Raw genomic sequence first — 17869 nt, 5'->3', positions numbered from 1 at the left:
CAGCAATGACCCAATCCCTGGCCGATATGCGCCGCGACTACACCCGTGATGGCCTGGCTGAAGCCCAGGCCCCGGGGGAGCCGTTCGCCCTGTTTCACCAGTGGTTCGCCGATGCGGTGAAAACCGAGCAGGTACCGGTGGAAGCCAACGCCATGACCCTGGCCACTGTCGATGGTGAAGGCCGCCCTCACTGCCGCATCTTGCTGCTTAAGGGGCTCGATGAGCGTGGTTTCACCTTCTTCACCAACTACGACAGTGCCAAGGGCCAGCAACTGCTGGTTAACCCCTTCGCCGCCATGACGTTCTTCTGGCCAGCGCTGGAGCGCCAGGTACGTATCGAAGGGCGGGTGGAAAAGGTCACGGCCCAGGAGTCGGACGCCTACTACCAGGTACGCCCGCTGGGCAGCCGCCTGGGGGCCTGGGCTTCACCGCAGAGCCAGGTGATTGCCGGCCGCGAGGAGCTGGAGGCGCTGGTCAAGGCCACCGAGGCGCGTTTCTCCGACACCCAGCCGCATTGCCCGGAGCATTGGGGGGGGTATCGTTTGCTGCCTGAACGCATCGAGTTCTGGCAGGGGCGGGCTAGCCGCCTGCACGACCGGCTGAACTACCGGCTGGTGGACGGGCAATGGCTGCGGGAGAGGCTGGCGCCCTGAGGTTCCGGGGCTGCTGCGCAGCCCATCGCGACGCAAGGCAGCTCCCACGGGTACAGCGCAGACCCAATCTGTGGGAGCGGCCTTGTGTCGCGAAAGGGCCGCAAAGCGGCCCCAGCAATTACCAAGGCTACCCCGGATACCCCGCAGCCTCCCGCTCCAACCACCCCGCCAACTGCTTGCGCCCCACCTTCTCCATCCGCGCCTGCTCCAGCCTTTGCAGCATATACGCGCGTTTTCCAGGGTCCGACCCGGCCAGCGACAACGCCAGGTCACGGTCCATCCAGCGGCGCATGCGCACATACAGCCACCAGTGGAAATACAGCCCCGCAACGGTGGTGACCACGACGATGAAGTAATCCATGGCTATCCTTGGTCTCACTTGAAAAGGCCTCGACACAGCCACGCAGGCTGTACCTCGGCTGAATGAAAACAATTTTATTGCGTTTGTACCGTGACAGCCGTCAACGTGCAGCGTCTAATGAGCACCTGACTTATGGAGACCTTACCCATGCGTAAATCCGCTTTGCTGGTGGCAACCTTTACCACCCTGTCGCTGTTGCTGGGTGGCTGTGCCTCGAGCCTGACCGGTGACAGCTACTCCCGTGATGAGGCCCGCCGCGTGCAAACCGTGCGTATGGGCACCATCGAATCCCTGCGCCCGGTCAAGATCGAAGGTACCAAGACCCCGATCGGCGGTGGTGCTGGCGCCATCGTCGGTGGCGTGGCCGGCAGCGCCGTGGGCGGTGGTCGTGGCAGCATCGTCGCCGCCGTGATCGGTGCCGTTGCTGGTGGCCTGGCGGGTTCTGCCGCCGAAGAAGGCCTGACTCGCACCCAGGGTGTCGAAATCACCGTGCGTGAGGACGATGGCAGCATGCGTGCCTATGTGCAGGCTGTGCAGCAGAACGAGATCTTCCGCGTTGGCGACCGCGTGCGCATCATGACCGTCGACGGTACCAGCCGCGTCTCGCACTGACCGTAGCGCAATAAAACAAAACCCCGACATGGCGCTCGCCAGTCGGGGTTTTTTCATGCTGTGGCCAAGTCAGTCGTTGCTGGGCTTGCGGCTGGCCATGGCGGTTACCGCATAGCCGATCACGGCGGCGAAGAACGAACCGGTGAGAATACCCATGCGGTCCATCCCGGCGAAATCACTGCTGCCCGGCACAAAGGCGAGTGAGCCAACGAACAGGCTCATGGTGAAGCCGATACCGCAGAGTATCGCCACACCCAGCAATTGCCCCCAACTGGCACCGACAGGCAGTGCGGCCAGGCGCAGTTTGACCGCGATCCAGGTCAGGCCGAAGACACCCACGGTCTTGCCCAGCAGCAGCCCGACGGCGATGCCCAGCGGCACCGGGTGGGTGAAGCTTTCTACGGTCATGCCTGCGAGCGATACACCGGCATTGGCGAAAGCGAACAGCGGCAGGATGGCGTAGGCGACCCACGGATGCAGGGCGTGTTCCAGGGCGAGCGACGGCGAGCGCTCGGCATGGCGTGTGCGCAGCGGGATGCACAGCGCCAGGGCAACGCCAGCGAGGGTGGCATGCACGCCGCTCTTGAGCACGCAGACCCACAGGATCAGGCCAACGACCATGTACGGCCCAAGCTTGACCACGCCAAGCCGGTTCATGGCCACCAGCACGACCAGGCAGGTGGCGGCCAGCAGCAGTGACACGCTCGACAGGGTACCCGAGTAGAACAGGGCAATGACGATGATCGCACCCAGGTCGTCGATGATCGCCAGGGTCATCAGGAACAGTTTCAGTGACACCGGCACGCGCTTGCCCAGCAGGGCCAGCACACCGAGGGCGAAGGCGATGTCAGTGGCGGTCGGGATCGCCCAGCCGGCCACGGCCGCGGGGTTGTCACGGTTGATGAACCAGTAGATCAGTGCCGGTATCACCATGCCGCCCACTGCGGCGGTGGCAGGCAGGATTACCTGGGAGGGCTTGGACAGGTGGCCGTCGACCACTTCGCGCTTGACCTCCAGGCCGATGAGCAGGAAGAACAGGGCCATCAGGCCGTCGTTGATCCACAGCAGCAACGGTTTGGCGATGTGCAGTGCGCCGACCTGGACGGCGACGGGAACGTCGAGCAGGCCGCTGTACAGGTACGACAGCGGTGAATTGTTGATGACCAGGGCCAGGATGGCCGCAGCAATCAGTAGCAGGCCGCTGGCGGCTTCGAGCTGGATGAAACGGGTTAACAGGCTACGCACGGGCTATAGGCTCTCCATGAGCAGTTTACGATTGGAGCGGGCTTACACCCTAGCCTGTGACGATATGCTTTAAAACAAAAACTATATTCGTTTTTGTTATATGTTGTTGCCGGCTGGGCTGAGGCAAGCCTAGATGTAGTTGGGGAAGGATGGAGGAGGGGAAGTCTGACGTTGGTTGTGGATTTTTCTGATGCCTGTCAGGGCCCTTTCGCGGGCACGCCCGCTCCCACAGGTACTGCACGGTTTTCAAAGGCTGTGCTGTACCTGTGGGAGCGGGCGTGCCCGCGAAAGGGTCGATGCAAAATTACAGGCCGAGCATATCCCGCGCCACCGCCTCGGCAATGCGAATCCCATCGACACCGGCGGACAGGATCCCGCCCGCATACCCGGCCCCTTCACCCGCCGGGAACAGACCCTTCAGGTTCAGGCTCTGGAAGTCCTCGCCGCGGGTAATGCGCAGCGGCGACGACGTACGGGTCTCGATCCCGGTCAACACCGCATCATGCAGGTTGTAGCCTTTGATCTGCCGGTCGAACGCCGGCAGCGCTTCGCGAATGGCCTCGATGGCGAAGTCCGGCAGGCTCGGCGCCAGGTCGCCCAGGGTCACGCCCGGTTTGTAGGACGGCTCGACACTGCCCAGCGCAGTCGACGGCCGGCCGGCGACGAAGTCACCCACCAGCTGCGCCGGGGCCTGGTAGTTGCTGCCGCCCATCACATAGGCGTGGGCTTCCAGGCGTTCCTGCAGCTCGATGCCGGCCAGCGGGCCGCCCGGGTAATCGCGCTCGGGGTCGATACCTACGACGATGCCGGAGTTGGCGTTGCGCTCGTTACGCGAGTACTGGCTCATGCCATTGGTAACCACCCGGCCCGGCTCGCTGGTGGCGGCGACCACGGTGCCGCCCGGGCACATGCAGAAGCTGTACACCGAACGGCCGTTCTTGGCGTGGTACACCAGCTTGTAGTCGGCGGCACCGAGTTTCGGGTGGCCGGCGTACTTGCCCAGGCGCGCCTTGTCGATCAGTGTTTGCGGGTGCTCGATACGGAAGCCCACCGAGAACGGCTTGGCTTCCATGTACACGCCCTTGGCGTGCAGCATGCGGAAGGTGTCGCGGGCACTGTGGCCCAGGGCCAGAACCACATGGCGCGAGTGCAGCTGTTCGCCGCTCTCCAGCACCACGCCGGTCAGCTGGCCATCCTCGATCAGCAGGTCGGTGACCTTCTGCTGGAAGCGCACTTCGGCACCGAGGGCGATCATGTCCTGACGCATCTGCTCGACCATGCCGGTGAGGCGGAAGGTACCGATGTGCGGCTTGTTGATGTACAGGATCTCGTCCGGCGCACCGGCCTTGACGAATTCTTCCAGCACTTTGCGGCCGTGGTGCTGCGGGTCCTTGATCTGGCTGTACAGCTTGCCGTCGGAGAAGGTGCCGGCGCCGCCTTCGCCGAACTGCACGTTGGACTCGGGGTTGAGCACACTCTTGCGCCACAGGCCCCAGGTGTCCTTGGTACGCTGGCGTACTTCCTTGCCGCGCTCGAGAATGATCGGCTTGAAGCCCATCTGTGCCAGCAACAGGCCGGCGAAGATGCCGCACGGGCCGAAGCCGACCACGATCGGGCGCTCCTGCAGATCGGCCGGGGCCTTGCCGACGAACTTGTAGGTTACGTCTGGTGCCGGGCCGATGTTGCGATCGTCGGCGAACTTGCTGAGCAGCTCGGCTTCGTTGCTGGCTTCCAGGTCGATGGTGTAGATGAACAGCAGTTCGCTGTTCTTCTTGCGCGCATCGTAGCTGCGCTTGAACAGGTTGAAGCTGAGCAGTTGCTCGTCGCGGATGCCCAGGCGCTGGACGATGGCTTCACGCAGGGCTTCGTCGGGATGGTCCAGGGGCAGCTTCAGTTCGGTGATTCGTAGCATGGCAGGGTCCAGTATCCCGGCCATGGGCGGCCGGCGGCTTTACACAAACCGCCAAGTATAAGCTGTTAGCCGCCTCGACTGGCAGGATAAAAGCGCCCGGCGATCAGTTGTCGCGCGCACCGCCGTAGTAACCGCAGCCCTGCAGGGTCTTGCCGTCGATGCGCAGTTCGGCGCGCAGGTGGTGGATGGCACCGGTGGCGGTGTCTACGCAGCGTTGTGGCGCAACCCACAGCTCCACGTGCTGGCCGTTGGCTTCGCTGGTCAGGGTCAGGCCGCCGCCGGGCACTTGTTCTTCCAGGAAGGGCAGGGGCAGGGGTTCCTGGCCGACGCGGTTGAGCACCATGCCTTTGCCGCTGGCCTTGATGTCCCAGTCTGGCTCGTGGCCGTTGGCACGCAGGGTCAGCTGCTTGAAGTTGGGGTCTTCGCAAGCGCGGGTGGAAGGTTCCAGGCGGTACAGGCGACGAACTTCCAGCTGGCCGTCGTTGTTGGCCTGCTTGCTGCCGGTGAGGCGGCCACGGACGTCGGCGAACAGCTTGTCGTTGGCGTCCTTGGCGAGGTTGGCGGCTTCCTGCAGGATGCCGGTAGCGGCGACGTCGTTGATCACGAAAGTGCGGTTTTCACTGCACGGCTTGAACAGCAGCTGGCCACCGGCAGCACGCAGCTCGCCCTGCATGCGCGTGGTGCCGATGTTCGGGTCGCTGGGGGCGTCAGCCATGAGCTGGCAGCCGGCGAACAGGGGCAGCAGGGCGGTGAGCAGCAGGGTGGGGGTGAGGCGCATGAGGCGGGCTCCGGGGGATCTTTGCCAAAGAGCTGGCCACGTTACTCAGGCTCGGCGGGGATCACAAGCCTTTGGTAAACCTGTGCCGGCCTCTTCGCGGGCTTGCCCGCTCCCACAAGTTCGGCACAGGCTTCGAATACTGTGCGATACCTGTGGGAGCGGGCAAGCCCGCGAAGAGGCCGATACAGGCGATACAAAATCCGGCAGGCAGAAAAAAGGGCCCGAAGGCCCTTTTCCCGATCAACCCCCCAGGTACGCGTCGCGTACCTTCGGGTCAGTCAGCAGTGCCTCACCGGTACCCTGCATCACCACCCGGCCGTTCTCCAGCACATAGGCCCGGTCTGCGATCTTCAGCGCCTGGTTGGCGTTCTGCTCCACCAGGAACACCGTCACGCCATCACGACGCAGCTGTTCGATGATGTCGAAGATCTGCTGGATGATGATCGGCGCCAGACCCAGCGAGGGCTCGTCGAGCAGCAGCAGTTTGGGCTTGCTCATCAACGCCCGGCCAATCGCGAGCATCTGCTGCTCGCCACCGGACATGGTGCCGCCACGCTGGATATAACGCTCCTTCAGGCGCGGGAACAGTTGCAGTACCTTGTCCAGCTGCTCCTGGTAATCGCCCTTGTCGGTAAAGAAGCCACCCATCGCCAGGTTTTCCTCGACGGTCAGGCGGGAGAACACACGGCGCCCTTCCGGCACCACCGCGATGCTCTTGCGCATGATGTGCGAAGACGGCTGGCCGACCAGTTCTTCACCCAGGTACTTGATGCTGCCGCTGTGCGCCTGCGGCGAGCCGCACAGGGTCATCAGCAAGGTCGACTTGCCGGCACCGTTGGCGCCGATCAGGGTAACGATCTCGCCCTGGTTGATCTCCACATTGACGCTGTGCAGCGCCTGGATCTTGCCGTAGAAGGTGGAAACGTTCTCGAACTTCAGCATTTACGCTTCCCCCAGGTAGGCTTTGATCACGTCAGGGTTGTCGCGGATCTCTTCCGGCGTACCGTGGGCCAGGGGGGTACCCTGGTTGATCACCACGATATGGTCGGAAATGCTCATCACCAGCTTCATGTCGTGCTCGATCAGCAGCACGGTGACGTTGTGCGACTCACGCAGGTAGGCAATCAGCGCCTTGAGGTCTTCGGTCTCCTTCGGGTTCAGGCCCGCTGCCGGTTCGTCGAGCATGATGATGCGCGGCTGGGTCATCATGCAGCGGGCGATTTCCAGGCGGCGCTGCTGGCCGTAGGCGAGGGTGCCGGCGGTACGGTTGGCGAACTCGGTCAGGTGGACCTTCTCCAGCCAGTACTGCGCGCGTTCCATGGCCTCCTTCTCGCTGCGGCGGAAGTTCGGGGTCTTGAACAGGCCGGCGAAGAAGTTGGTATTCAGGTGGCGGTGCTGGGCGATCAGCAGGTTTTCCAGTGCGGTCATTTCCTTGAACAGGCGCACGTTCTGGAAGGTCCGCACCACGCCCTTGCGGGCGATCTGGTGCCCGGCCAGGCCCTGGATCGGCTGGCCATCGAGCAGGATGGTGCCGCCGCTGGGCTTGTAGAAGCCGGTCAGGCAGTTGAACACGGTGGTCTTGCCGGCACCGTTCGGGCCGATCAATGCCACCACCTGTTTTTCCTTGACGGTCAGGCCCACGCCGTTGACCGCCAACAAGCCGCCGAAGCGCATGCTCAGGCCGCTGACTTGCAAAATTTCGCGGCTCATCGACGCAGCTCCATGTGTGGACGTTGCATAGGCAGCAGGCCTTGCGGACGCCAGATCATCATCAACACCATCAGCGCACCGAACATCAGCATCCGGTATTCGCTGAACTCACGCATCAGCTCGGGCAGCAGGATCATCACGATGGCCGCGAGGATCACGCCCAGTTGTGAGCCCATGCCGCCGAGCACGACGATGGCGAGGATGATCGCCGACTCGATGAAGGTGAACGACTCCGGCGTCACCAGCCCCTGGCGCGCAGCGAAGAAGCTGCCGGCGAAACCGGCGAAGCAGGCGCCCAGGGTGAATGCCGACAGCTTGATCACGGTCGGGTTCAGGCCCAGGGCGCGGCAGGCGATTTCGTCTTCGCGCAGGGCTTCCCAGGCGCGACCAATCGGCATGCGCAGCAGGCGGTTGATCACGAACAGCGCCAGCAGGGCCAGCAGCAGGGCCACCAGGTAGAGGAAGATGACCTTGTTGATCGAGTTGTATTCCAGCCCGAAGAACTCATGGAAGGTCTGCATGCCCTCGGCGGCACGGCGTTCGAAGGTCAGGCCGAAGAACTCCGGCTTGGGGATGTTGCTGATGCCGTTGGGGCCGCCGGTCCAGTCGGTGAGGTTGCGCAGGAACAGGCGGATGATCTCGCCGAAGCCAAGGGTCACGATCGCCAGGTAGTCACCGCGCAGGCGCAACACCGGGAAGCCGAGCAGGAAGCCGAAGGTAGCGGCCATCAGGCCGGCGATCGGCAGGCAAACCCAGAAGCTCCAGCCCAGGTAGTGCGAGAGCATGGCATAGCTGTAGGCGCCGACGGCATAGAAGCCGACGTAACCCAGGTCGAGCAGGCCCGCCAGGCCGACCACGATGTTCAGGCCCAGGCCCAGCAACACGTAGATCAGGATCAGCGTGGCAATGTCGACCGCACCGCGCGAGCCGAAGAACGGCCACACCAGTGCCGCGACGATCAGGCCCATGATCACGTAGCGTTGGGTCTTCGGCAGGGTCAGGTAGTTGCTGACGGCCGGCGGGATCAGCTTGCGATCCGAACGGCGGCCCATTACCGAACTCCACTGCTTGTCGAACAGCACGCGCAGGAACATCAGCACCGAGCACAGGGCAATGATGCTGAGGTTGAACGAACCCTGGCTGTGCACGGACAGGCTGATGCCGTCGATGCTCAGTTTCAGGCCCAGTACCGGGAAGGCCACGGCCCATACCAGCAAGGCGCTGAAGAACGCCTGTTTGAGATTTCTGTTCATACTTTTTCAACCTCCGGGCGGCCCAGGATGCCGGTCGGCCGGAATAGCAGGACAAGAACCAACAAGCCGAATGCCACTACGTCCTTGTACTGGTCGCCGAAGATGTCGGCACCGAACGCTTCGGCCACGCCGAGCACCAGCCCGCCGAGCATGGCGCCCGGGATGCTGCCGATGCCACCCAGCACCGCCGCGGTGAAGGCCTTCAGGCCCACCAGGAAACCGGCGTTGGGGTTGATCACCCCGTACTGCATGCTCAGCAGCACGGCCGCCACTGCCGCCAAAGCGGCACCGATGACGAAGGTGAGGGCGATGATGTTGTTGGTGTTGATGCCCAGCAGGTTGGCCATCTTGATGTCCTCGGCGCAGGCGCGGCAGGCGCGGCCCAGGCGGGAACGGGAGATGAACAGGGTGAGGCAGGTCATGGCTATCAGGGTGACCACGAACACCAGGATCTGCATGTAGCTGATCAGTACTTCTTCAGCACCGCCCGGCCCGAACGAGAAGCTGCCGGGGATCAGGTTGGGGATGGACTTGTCCTTGGAGTCTTGCGACAGCAAGACGGTGTTCTGCAGGAAGATCGACATGCCGATGGCGGAAATCAGCGGGATCAGGCGGTTGCTGTTGCGCAGGGGGCGGTAGGCAACCCGTTCGATGCTGTAGCCATAGGCACTGGTGACGAAGATCGTCGCGACGAAGGCGACTGTCATCAGGATCGGCAGCGAATGGATGCCCATCATGGCCAGGCCCGCCAGGGCGATGAAGGCCACGTAGGAACCGATCATGTACACCTCGCCGTGGGCGAAGTTGATCATGCCAATGATGCCGTACACCATCGTGTAGCCGATGGCGATCAAGGCATAGGTACTGCCGATGGTCAATCCATTAACCAGTTGTTGGAAGAAATGGTAGATCTCAGGCATTACAGCGCTCCTAAAAACCTGATTTGCATTTCGCTGGCGGGGGTAGGCCAGGAAACCGCGGGTGACGGTTTTAAGATTTTCAGGTGAGCCGGCCCCCGGATCGCGGGGATCAGGCCCATGAACCTCGTAAAACAAAGCCCACTGCTCGCACAGTGGGCTCCTAGGTCAGCTATTAGTCACGCAGTTACTGAGGGGAGACTTCGGTCTTCGGCTTGCCGAAGTGCCATTCGTAGACCACGAACTTGAAGTCTTTCAGGTCGCCTTTGGCGTCGTAGGACAGTTCGCCCGTCGGAGTCTTGAAGGTGCCGGCGTGGATGGCCTCGGCCACCTTCTCGGCGTCTTCGGACTTGGCTGCCTTGATGCCCTGGGCGATCAGCTCGACAGCCGAGTAGGCCGGGAACACGAACGGGCCGCTTGGGTCCTTGCCGTCAGCCTTGATGGCGTCGACGATCTTCTTGTTCGCAGGGTCGGCGTCGAACGACTTTGGCAGGGTTACCAGCAGGCCTTCGGAGGCGTTCTGGGCGATCTGCGAGATGGAGTCGTTGCCCACGCCTTCCGGGCCCATGAACTTGGCTTTCAGGCCTTTTTCCTGAGCCTGGCGCAGGATCAGACCCAGTTCTGGGTGGTAGCCGCCGTAGTAGACGAAGTCGACGTTGTTCTGCTTGAGCTTCTGGATGATCGAGGAGAAGTCCTTGTCACCGGCGTTCAGGCCTTCGAACACGGCAACCTTGGTGCCTTTGCCTTCCAGGGTCTGCTTGACCGCGGTGGCGATGCCTTCACCGTACTGCTGCTTGTCGTGCAGGACGGCGACCACCTTCGGCTTGACGTGGTCGGCGATGTAGTTGCCGGCGGCCGGGCCCTGGGCGCTGTCCAGGCCGATGGTACGGAAGATCAGCTTGTAGCCACGGGCGGTGATTTCCGGGGAGGTGGCAGCCGGGGTGATCATGATCACGCCTTCGTCTTCGTAGATGTCGGACGCAGGCTGGGTGGAGCTGGAGCACAGGTGGCCGATGACGAACTTGACGCCGTCGTTGACCACTTTGTTGGCGACTGCTACGGCCTGTTTAGGGTCGCAGGCGTCGTCGTATTCCTTGGCTTCGAGCATCTTGCCATCTACGCCGCCCGCGGCGTTGATATCCTTGATGGCTTGCTTGGCGCCGATGAACTGCATGTCGCCGTATTGGGTCACAGGGCCGGTCTTGGGGCCCGCGATCCCGATCTTGATGGTATCGGCGGCAAACGAATGGCTGGCTACCCCGGCCAGAACCATTGCGGCGAACAGCTTGGAAATCTTGATCATAGTGCTCCACTCATTCTGTTGTAATTCTTATAGTCCTGGCGGCCAGGGCTACAGACCGGGCGGGATTTGCGGCGTGGCCATGCCAACGCGCAAGCCCACCGTCCCCCGGAACATGTCCCGGAACTGTACCGGTGCAGTGTAGAGCGCTGTTCGAGCGCTTGAAAAGCGGTCGAAAAGTGCCTGCTTCCTGGGTTGTCGCTTGGTCGACACAAAAGTACAGAAAGGCGCCATCAAACTGCCTGCATCTGCGACTCCATCCCGCAACTTCGGGATGATTCGACCAAATTACATATTTGAATCCGGGTTTTTCTGCAAAAATGCCGGCCTTTTCATTGGCCGATTTTTGTGGATACCACCCATGAGTGATCAAACAAGCACCCTCTATGCCAAATTGCTTGGCGAGACGGCAATCATCGAGTGGAAAGCGCTGGAGCGTTTCTGGGCCAAGGGTGACCTGATTTGGGTCGACCCAACCCTCGACCTGATCGCCGTTGCTGAGGCGATGGCCGAGAATCGCAGCGAGATCTTCGCCAAGTGGCGTAGTGATGGCACCGTTGGGCCGGTGACTGCCGAGCAGGCCCTGGATCTGCAAAGCCGCGATCCAGAGATCTGGGCGGTGGTGGTTTCGCCGTTTATCGTGATCCAGGTGAAGCGCACCGCAGAGGCATGATCGTTTTTGGTGCGCGAAAATGCGCAACAGGCCCATTTTGGTGCTTGATGGCGCTCAAGGTGGGTAGAGGGAAGTAACAATTCGGCGTGGCGGTAACAGTTTACGGGATGCGTAATGCCCCACCGTCTTCCAGGCGACGCGAAACCCTGTGGGAGCGGCCTTGTGGTCTGCCTGGAAAATGTTCGAACCAGTCAGGAGTAATCGATGAGCACTGCACTACCTTCGCTTGGATTTGCCGGCATCGGCCTGATGGGCCTGCCCATGTGCCGGCGCCTGCTGGCAGCGGGCTACCCGCTGACCGTGTGGAACCGCAGCCCGGACAAGTGCGCTGCGCTGGTCGCCGCCGGCGCGCGACTGGCCAGCAGCCCTGCCGAACTGTGCCGCGACAGCGACATGCTGCTGCTGTGCCTGGCCGACACGGCCGTGGTGCGCGAGGTGGTGTTCGGCGAGCAAGGCATTGCCCAGGGCGGCCGCAGCGGCCAGTTGCTGATCGATTTTTCCAGTCTCGAACCCACCGCCACCCGTGAAATGGCTGCCGAGCTGGCGGCACTGTGCGGCATGGCCTGGCTGGATGCGCCAGTGTCCGGTGGCACACCCGGGGCCGAAGCCGGCACCCTGGCGATCATGGTCGGTGGCGAGGCGGCCGACCTGCAGCGCGCCCGCCCGGTGCTGCAGGTACTTGGCCAGCGTGTGACGCACATGGGGGCGGTAGGCGCGGGCCAGGTGACCAAGGCCTGCAACCAGATGATCGTGGCCTGCAATGCCTTGGTGATCGCCGAAGTGGTGGCCTTGGCTGAACAGTCCGGTGTCGATGCGACGCTGATCGCCGAAGCGCTGGCTGGCGGCTTTGCCGACTCCAGGCCGTTGCAGATCCTCGCGCCGCAAATGGCCGAGAGCCGCTTCGAACCGATCAAGTGGCACGTGCGCACGCTGCTCAAGGATCTCGATGGCGCGGTCAAGTTGTCCCGCGAGCAAGGCTCGGCGACGCCGCTCAGTGGCCTCGCTGCGCAATTGATGCGCCTGCACGCAAGCCAGGGGTACCTGCAAAAAGATCCGGCGACCCTGGTTGAACTGTACCGCAGCAAGGGTTGAACACACCGCTCTGGTGCTGCAGCCGCTCCAGCAGCGGCCGCAGTTCGGCCAGCGGCTCCGGGCGGCCCAGCAGGTAGCCTTGCAGGTAGTCGCAGCCGTGAGCTTCGAGGAACGCCAGCTGTTTGGTAGTCTCCACGCCCTCGCTGATCACCTGTAAATGCAGGGTATGCGCCATGACGATGATCGCCTGGACGATCTCGCGGTCCTTCTGGCTAGCCGGTACATCCTGCAGGAAGCTGCGGTCGATCTTCAGCACGTCGAGCGGCAGGCGCTTGAGGTAGGCCAGTGACGAGTAGCCGGTGCCGAAGTCATCGATTGACAGTGCCACGCCCAGAGCGCGCACGCGCTTGAGCAGGTTGACCGTGCGCTGGATGTCACCCATCAGGGCGTTCTCGGTCACTTCCAGTTCGAGCTGCCAGGGCGCGAGCCCGGCGTGGAACAGTGCCTTCTCCACTTCATTGGGCAGTTCGTCGTGGCTGAGGGTGACGGCCGAACAATTGACCGTGACCTTGAGGCTGCCATAGCCGTGCCGCTGCAGGTAGGCCAGGTCGGCGCAGGCGTGGCGCAGCACCCACAGGTCGAGGTCGATGATCAGGCCATTGGCTTCGGCGATCGCGACAAAACGCTCGGGCCCGAGCAGGCCGTGTTGCGGGTGTTGCCAGCGCACCAGGGCTTCCAGTTTGGCCACTTGCCTGCTGCGCAGGTCGAAGATTGGCTGGTAGTGCACACACAGCCCATGCTCCTCGAGCAGGGCCAGGCGCAGTTCTTCTTCCAGTTGCAAGGCAATCGAGGCCCGGGTCTTCAGGCTGTCGTTGAAGAAGTTCAGGCTGTTGCGTCCGCCGCCCTTGGACTGGTACAGGGCGAGGTCGGCATGCTTTAGCAGCTCTTCGGCGGTGGTGCCGTCGTCGGGGAAGACGCTGATGCCGATGCTGGTGGTCATGACCATGCGTCGGCCACCCAGGTCGATGGGCTCTTTCATCCTTTGCATGATGCGCTGGGCCAGGTGGCGGGCTTCGTCGCGGCTGTTGAGGCTGGTGACCACGCAGAACTCGTCGCCACCAAAGCGCGCGACCAGGTCGTGGTTGCGGGTGGCGGCCTTGATGTGGCTGGCGATCACTTTGAGCAGTTCGTCACCGGCGTCGTGGCCGAGGCTGTCGTTGATGCGTTTGAAATGGTCGATGTCGAGAAACATTACCGCCAGGCGGCTCTCTGTGGCCTGGTGTTCGGCCAGGCGTTCGGCGAACACCTGGTTGAAACCGCGGCGGTTGACCAGGTTGGTCAGGGCATCGTAGTGCGCGGCCTGCTGCAGCGACGCGCGGGCCTGGTCCAGCTGGCTGAGCAGCACGCTGACCCGGCGCAGGTCGTGCTCCTTGCTTTGCAGCTTCTTGTCGGCCAGCGCGCTACTGATGCTGGCACCACTGATCAGCAGGGTGATGAAGCCGATGCCCAGCCCCAGTTGCAGGCTGTTGTCGCCAGAGGGCAGGCGCAGGGCGGTGTCGGCCGGGATGACCAGGGTCATGGCGGACATCGCGGTGAAGTGGGTGGCGACGATGCCGCCGGCCATCAGCAGGCTGGCGCCGTATTTCATGGCCTGGTGAAGGGTACCGCTGCCATGACGGAAGTAGCGGGCCAGGCAAAGCGCCGCCAGGCTGGTGAGCATGGCAATGGCGGCAGAGGCCAGCAGCAGGCCGGTCTGGTAGTACTGGCGGGCGCCGGTTTCCAGGGCGGCCATGCCGACGTAGTGCATCAGAATGATCCCCAGGCCGATCAGCACTGCACTTGGCAGGTAATGGTGTGCGCGCATATGCCTGCGGTCGAGGCTGTGCATGGCCAGCCAGGCGACGGCCAGGGCGATGAGCAGCGAAAGGATGGTCAGGGACGCGTCGTAGTGCACTTCCACTGGTGCCTGGAAGGCCAGCATGCTGATGAAGTGCATGGCCCAGATACCACCGGCCAGGCAGCAGGCACCGAGCATGTTCCATTGTCGGTGGGCGGTGGGGTCTTCGCTGTGGGATTGGCGCTCGGCCATGTCCAGTGTGGCGAAGCAGGCCGCACAGGCGACGAAGTAGGCGAGCAGAACCAGGAACGGGTCATGTCGGCAATCGATGACGATGCGCCCGGTTGCCGGCAGGTCGGCGAACAGTTGCAGCCCCAGCCATTCCATGGAATGCCTCATGATCGAGTTTTCACTCGTCTGCGCTACAACCCTGTGCAGACTGTCCAGAGGCAGTATAGGAAGAGGTGTTTAAGCCTTCCTGACTAATAGCACATTGATTTCTACGATTTGGTTATGAACCTGATCGCAGCCTGGAATATGTACGTGGGTTCTGAAAATTGGCCCCCTGTGGGAGCGGCCTTGNNGGGCTGCAAAGCAGCCCCGGCAATTTCAACTATTGCGCTTCAATTCTGGGGCCGCGTTGCGGCCCTTTCGCGACACAAGGCCGCTTCCACAAAGGCGGCGGTTTCTGAACTGTATTAGCCAGCCACCAGCACGCGAATGGCTTCCAGGCGCAGTGCGGCCTTGTCCAGCATCGCCAGGCCCTCTTCGCGCTGCTTGCGCAACGCTTCGATCTCGCTGTCGCGCACGCTCGGGTTGACCGCTTGCAGCGCGACCAGACGGGCCAGTTCTTCGTCGGCTTCCGCTGTCAGGCGGCGCTGGGCTTCGGCCACGCGCTCGACGTGGGCCGGCATGACCTTGGCCTCGCCACTGCCAATGCGCTGGGCCAGCACGTCACGCTGGGCCTGGACGAACTTGTTGGCGCTGGCGCGCGGCACGCTTTCCAGCTGGTCGTTGAGGGTTTCGAAGGCCACGCGGGACGCCAGGTCGTTGCCGTTGGCATCGAGCAGGCAGCGCAGTGCCGCCGGTGGCAGGTAACGGCCCAGCTGCAGGCTACGCGGTGCCACCACCTCGCTGACGAACAGCAGTTCAAGCAGCACGGTGCCGGGTTTGAGCGCCTTGTTCTTGATCAGCGCCACGGCGGTGTTGCCCATCGAGCCGGACAGCACCAGGTCCATGCCGCCTTGCACCATCGGGTGTTCCCAGGTGAGGAACTGCATGTCCTCGCGCGACAGCGCCTGGCCACGGTCGTAGGTGATGGTCACGCCTTCGTCGTCGCCCAGCGGGAAGCTGGCGTCGAGCATCTTCTCGCTTGGTTTGAGGATCAGGGCGTTCTCGGAATGGTCTTCGCTGTCGATGCCGAAGGCGTCGAACAGGGTTTCCATGTAGATCGGCAGGGCGAACTGGTCGTCCTGTTCGAGAATGTCCTCGACCAACGCCTGGCCTTCGCCGGCACCGCCGGAGTTGAGCTCCAGCAGGCGGTCACGGCCAGTATGCAGTTCGGCTTCCAGGCGTTCGCGCTCGCTGCGGGCGTCGGCCACCAGGGCTTCCCAGGCCTTGCTTTCGCCACCTTCGAGCAGCGGCAGCAGGCGCGGGCCGAACTGGTGCTGCAGGGCGTTGCCGGTAGGGCAGGTATTGAGGAAGGCGTTGAGGCCTTCGTGGTACCACTGGAACAGGCGTTCTTGCGGGCTGTCCTGCAGGTACGGGATATGCAGCTGGATGGTGTGCTTCTGGCCGATACGGTCGAGGCGGCCGATGCGCTGTTCGAGCAGGTCCGGGTGCGCCGGCAGGTCGAACATCACCAGATGGTGGGCAAACTGGAAGTTGCGGCCTTCGCTGCCGATCTCGGAACAGATCAGCACCTGCGCACCGAACTCTTCGTCGGCGAAGTAGGCGGCGGCGCGGTCGCGCTCAAGGATGCTCATGCCTTCATGGAATACCGAGGCCGGGATGCCGGAGCGCACGCGCAGGGCATCTTCCAGGTCCATCGCGGTTTCGGCATGGGCGCAGATCACCAGCACCTTGGTGCGCTTGAGCATCTTCAGGGTGTCGATCAGCCAGTCGACGCGCGGGTCGAAACGCCACCAGCGCTCGTCCTCGGCCACCTCGCCCTGGGCCTGGAAGGCAACTTCCGGGTACAACTCGGCATGTTCGCCTGCTGGCAGGTCGCGGTACTGCTCGGGCATGGCCAGTGGGTAAGGGTGCAGCTGGCGCTCAGGGAAGCCCTGGATCGCCGCGCGGGTGTTACGGAACAGCACGCGGCCGGTGCCGTGGCGGTCGAGCAGTTCACGGATCAGGCGCGCGCTGGCCTGGGTATCGCCGTCGTTGACCGCGGCCAGCAGGGCTTCGCCTTCGGCACCCAGGAAGCCCTGGATGGTGGCGTGGGCCTTGGGCGACAGGCGGCCTTCGTCGAGCAGTTCCTGTACGGCTTCGGCCACCGGGCGATAGTGTTCGCTTTCGGCGCGGAAGGCGGCAAGGTCGTGGAAACGGTTGGGGTCGAGCAGGCGCAGGCGGGCGAAGTGGCTGTCCTGGCCGAGCTGTTCGGGGGTGGCCGTGAGCAGCAGCACGCCCGGGATCACCTGGGCCAGCTGTTCGACCAGGCCGTATTCGGCGCTGACCTGGTCTTCGTGCCAGACCAGGTGGTGGGCTTCGTCCACCACCATCAGGTCCCAGCCGGCGGCGAACAGCGCGTCCTGGGCCTTTTCGTCGTCGACCAGCCACTCCAGGGCCACCAACGCCAGCTGGGCATCCTCGAACGGGTTGCTGGCGTCGCTTTCGATGAAGCGTTCGGCGTCGAACAGGGCCACCTGCAGGTTGAAGCGGCGGCGCATTTCCACCAGCCACTGGTGCTGGAGGTTTTCCGGCACCAGGATCAGTACGCGGCTGGCGCGGCCAGACAGCAGTTGGCGGTGGATCACCAGGCCGGCCTCGATGGTTTTACCCAGGCCCACTTCGTCGGCCAGCAAAACGCGCGGCGCGCTGCGGTCGGCGACTTCGCGGGCGATGTGCAGTTGGTGGGCGATGGGTTGGGCACGGCAGCCGCCCAGGCCCCACAGCGCCGACTGCATCTGCTTGCTGTTGTGCTGCAGGGTGTTGTAGCGCAGGCTGAACCACGACAGCGGGTCGATCTGCCCGGCGAACAGGCGGTCGCTGGCCAGGCGGAACTGGATGAAGTTCGACAGCTGGGTTTCTGGCAGGGTGCGCGGCTGGTTTTGCCCGTCCAGGCCGTGGTAGACCATCAGCCCGTCGATGTCCTCGACCTCGCGCACGGTCAGCTTCCAGCCTTCGAAGTGGGTGATCTGGTCACCTGGCGAGAAGCGCACGCGGGTCAGCGGCGCATTGCGCAGGGAATACTGGCGGGTGTCGCCAGTGGCCGGGTAGAGCACGGTCAACAGGCGGCCATCCTGCGCCAGGATGGTACCCAGGCCGAGCTCGGCTTCGCTGTCGCTGATCCAGCGTTGCCCCGGTTGATACTGCTGCGCCATACTGCCTGAACTCCCGCGATGAAAAAGCCGATTATGTTAAC

Annotated in this window: 15 protein-coding genes; 4 read left to right on the top strand and 11 right to left on the bottom strand. The window is 63.3% G+C overall.

The annotated features are described in order from the left end of the window. Nucleotides 1-5: 5 nt before the first annotated feature. Entirely contained in the window at nucleotides 6-653 is a 648-nt protein-coding gene (gene pdxH, locus M2S36_RS20415) for a pyridoxamine 5'-phosphate oxidase (protein WP_063913111.1), read from the top strand. A 127-nt stretch (nucleotides 654-780) separates the two neighbouring features. Here the strand turns inward: pdxH and M2S36_RS20410 are convergent, their stop codons facing one another. Beyond that, on the bottom strand, nucleotides 781-1014 hold the full coding sequence (locus tag M2S36_RS20410; RefSeq protein WP_233687006.1) for a hypothetical protein: 234 nt from the start codon (nucleotides 1012-1014) through the stop codon (nucleotides 781-783). A gap of 147 nt (nucleotides 1015-1161) precedes the next feature. Between M2S36_RS20410 and M2S36_RS20405 the strand changes: the two genes are divergently transcribed. Next, nucleotides 1162-1626: a glycine zipper 2TM domain-containing protein gene (locus M2S36_RS20405; protein ID WP_207832885.1), complete on the top strand. Its 465-nt coding sequence runs from the start codon at nucleotides 1162-1164 to the stop codon at nucleotides 1624-1626. A 69-nt stretch (nucleotides 1627-1695) separates the two neighbouring features. On the opposite strand, the gene nhaA is transcribed toward M2S36_RS20405, so the two are convergent. From nhaA to M2S36_RS20365, 8 genes are all read right to left on the bottom strand, one after another. Continuing rightward, nucleotides 1696-2871, bottom strand: a complete 1176-nt coding sequence (nhaA, locus tag M2S36_RS20400; protein WP_233694767.1) for a Na+/H+ antiporter NhaA — start codon at nucleotides 2869-2871, stop codon at nucleotides 1696-1698. A gap of 304 nt (nucleotides 2872-3175) precedes the next feature. After that, nucleotides 3176-4783, bottom strand: a complete 1608-nt coding sequence (locus tag M2S36_RS20395) for an NAD(P)/FAD-dependent oxidoreductase (RefSeq protein WP_015271531.1) — start codon at nucleotides 4781-4783, stop codon at nucleotides 3176-3178. Nucleotides 4784-4886: 103 nt separating this feature from the next. Further along, nucleotides 4887-5561 (bottom strand): COG3650 family protein, encoded by a 675-nt coding sequence (locus M2S36_RS20390; RefSeq protein WP_233694768.1) that lies wholly within the window; start codon nucleotides 5559-5561, stop codon nucleotides 4887-4889. A 240-nt stretch (nucleotides 5562-5801) separates the two neighbouring features. Continuing rightward, nucleotides 5802-6503 (bottom strand): ABC transporter ATP-binding protein, encoded by a 702-nt coding sequence (locus M2S36_RS20385; RefSeq protein ID WP_013973921.1) that lies wholly within the window; start codon nucleotides 6501-6503, stop codon nucleotides 5802-5804. Continuing rightward, entirely contained in the window at nucleotides 6504-7271 is a 768-nt protein-coding gene (livG, locus tag M2S36_RS20380) for a high-affinity branched-chain amino acid ABC transporter ATP-binding protein LivG (RefSeq protein ID WP_063913106.1), read from the bottom strand. Beyond that, complete coding sequence (locus tag M2S36_RS20375) at nucleotides 7268-8524, bottom strand: high-affinity branched-chain amino acid ABC transporter permease LivM (protein ID WP_063913105.1); 1257 nt, start codon at nucleotides 8522-8524, stop codon at nucleotides 7268-7270. Before M2S36_RS20375 ends, livG begins: the two co-directional genes overlap by 4 nt. Continuing rightward, nucleotides 8521-9444 (bottom strand): high-affinity branched-chain amino acid ABC transporter permease LivH, encoded by a 924-nt coding sequence (livH, locus tag M2S36_RS20370; protein WP_207832879.1) that lies wholly within the window; start codon nucleotides 9442-9444, stop codon nucleotides 8521-8523. Before livH ends, M2S36_RS20375 begins: the two co-directional genes overlap by 4 nt. A 184-nt stretch (nucleotides 9445-9628) precedes the next feature. Then, entirely contained in the window at nucleotides 9629-10744 is a 1116-nt protein-coding gene (locus M2S36_RS20365) for a branched-chain amino acid ABC transporter substrate-binding protein (RefSeq protein WP_075046119.1), read from the bottom strand. Between the two features lie 358 nt (nucleotides 10745-11102). On the opposite strand from M2S36_RS20365, the gene M2S36_RS20360 reads away from it, so the two are divergent. Next, nucleotides 11103-11414 carry a DUF2288 domain-containing protein gene (locus M2S36_RS20360; protein ID WP_233687002.1) on the top strand — a complete coding sequence of 104 codons (312 nt, stop codon included), beginning with the start codon at nucleotides 11103-11105 and terminating at the stop codon, nucleotides 11412-11414. Between the two features lie 204 nt (nucleotides 11415-11618). Beyond that, complete coding sequence (locus tag M2S36_RS20355) at nucleotides 11619-12506, top strand: NAD(P)-dependent oxidoreductase (RefSeq protein WP_207832876.1); 888 nt, start codon at nucleotides 11619-11621, stop codon at nucleotides 12504-12506. On the opposite strand, the gene M2S36_RS20350 is transcribed toward M2S36_RS20355, so the two are convergent. Then, nucleotides 12406-14670, bottom strand: a complete 2265-nt coding sequence (locus M2S36_RS20350) for a putative bifunctional diguanylate cyclase/phosphodiesterase (protein ID WP_233694772.1) — start codon at nucleotides 14668-14670, stop codon at nucleotides 12406-12408. The genes M2S36_RS20355 and M2S36_RS20350 overlap by 101 nt on opposite strands. Nucleotides 14671-14981: 311 nt before the next feature. Beyond that, nucleotides 14982-17828, bottom strand: a complete 2847-nt coding sequence (gene rapA / locus M2S36_RS20345) for an RNA polymerase-associated protein RapA (protein ID WP_233687001.1) — start codon at nucleotides 17826-17828, stop codon at nucleotides 14982-14984. Nucleotides 17829-17869 lie beyond the last annotated feature (41 nt).

This window comes from Pseudomonas sp. SF2, assembly GCF_036858055.1.
Lineage (GTDB): Bacteria > Pseudomonadota > Gammaproteobacteria > Pseudomonadales > Pseudomonadaceae > Aquipseudomonas.
Note: the sequence above shows the minus strand (reverse complement) of the source record. Positions and strands in the feature narration are given on the sequence as shown.

What these genes read in the sequence shown, in the direction of transcription:
- pdxH (WP_063913111.1), top strand. Translation starts at nt 6, where the DNA reads ATGACCCAATCCCTGGCCGATATGCGCCGCGACTACACCCGTGATGGC.
- M2S36_RS20410 (WP_233687006.1), bottom strand. Translation starts at nt 1,014, where the DNA reads ATGGATTACTTCATCGTCGTGGTCACCACCGTTGCGGGGCTGTATTTC.
- M2S36_RS20405 (WP_207832885.1), top strand. Translation starts at nt 1,162, where the DNA reads ATGCGTAAATCCGCTTTGCTGGTGGCAACCTTTACCACCCTGTCGCTG.
- M2S36_RS20395 (WP_015271531.1), bottom strand. Translation starts at nt 4,783, where the DNA reads ATGCTACGAATCACCGAACTGAAGCTGCCCCTGGACCATCCCGACGAA.
- M2S36_RS20390 (WP_233694768.1), bottom strand. Translation starts at nt 5,561, where the DNA reads ATGCGCCTCACCCCCACCCTGCTGCTCACCGCCCTGCTGCCCCTGTTC.
- M2S36_RS20385 (WP_013973921.1), bottom strand. Translation starts at nt 6,503, where the DNA reads ATGCTGAAGTTCGAGAACGTTTCCACCTTCTACGGCAAGATCCAGGCG.
- livG (WP_063913106.1), bottom strand. Translation starts at nt 7,271, where the DNA reads ATGAGCCGCGAAATTTTGCAAGTCAGCGGCCTGAGCATGCGCTTCGGC.
- M2S36_RS20375 (WP_063913105.1), bottom strand. Translation starts at nt 8,524, where the DNA reads ATGAACAGAAATCTCAAACAGGCGTTCTTCAGCGCCTTGCTGGTATGG.
- livH (WP_207832879.1), bottom strand. Translation starts at nt 9,444, where the DNA reads ATGCCTGAGATCTACCATTTCTTCCAACAACTGGTTAATGGATTGACC.
- M2S36_RS20365 (WP_075046119.1), bottom strand. Translation starts at nt 10,744, where the DNA reads ATGATCAAGATTTCCAAGCTGTTCGCCGCAATGGTTCTGGCCGGGGTA.
- M2S36_RS20360 (WP_233687002.1), top strand. Translation starts at nt 11,103, where the DNA reads ATGAGTGATCAAACAAGCACCCTCTATGCCAAATTGCTTGGCGAGACG.
- M2S36_RS20355 (WP_207832876.1), top strand. Translation starts at nt 11,619, where the DNA reads ATGAGCACTGCACTACCTTCGCTTGGATTTGCCGGCATCGGCCTGATG.
- M2S36_RS20350 (WP_233694772.1), bottom strand. Translation starts at nt 14,670, where the DNA reads ATGGAATGGCTGGGGCTGCAACTGTTCGCCGACCTGCCGGCAACCGGG.
- rapA (WP_233687001.1), bottom strand. Translation starts at nt 17,828, where the DNA reads ATGGCGCAGCAGTATCAACCGGGGCAACGCTGGATCAGCGACAGCGAA.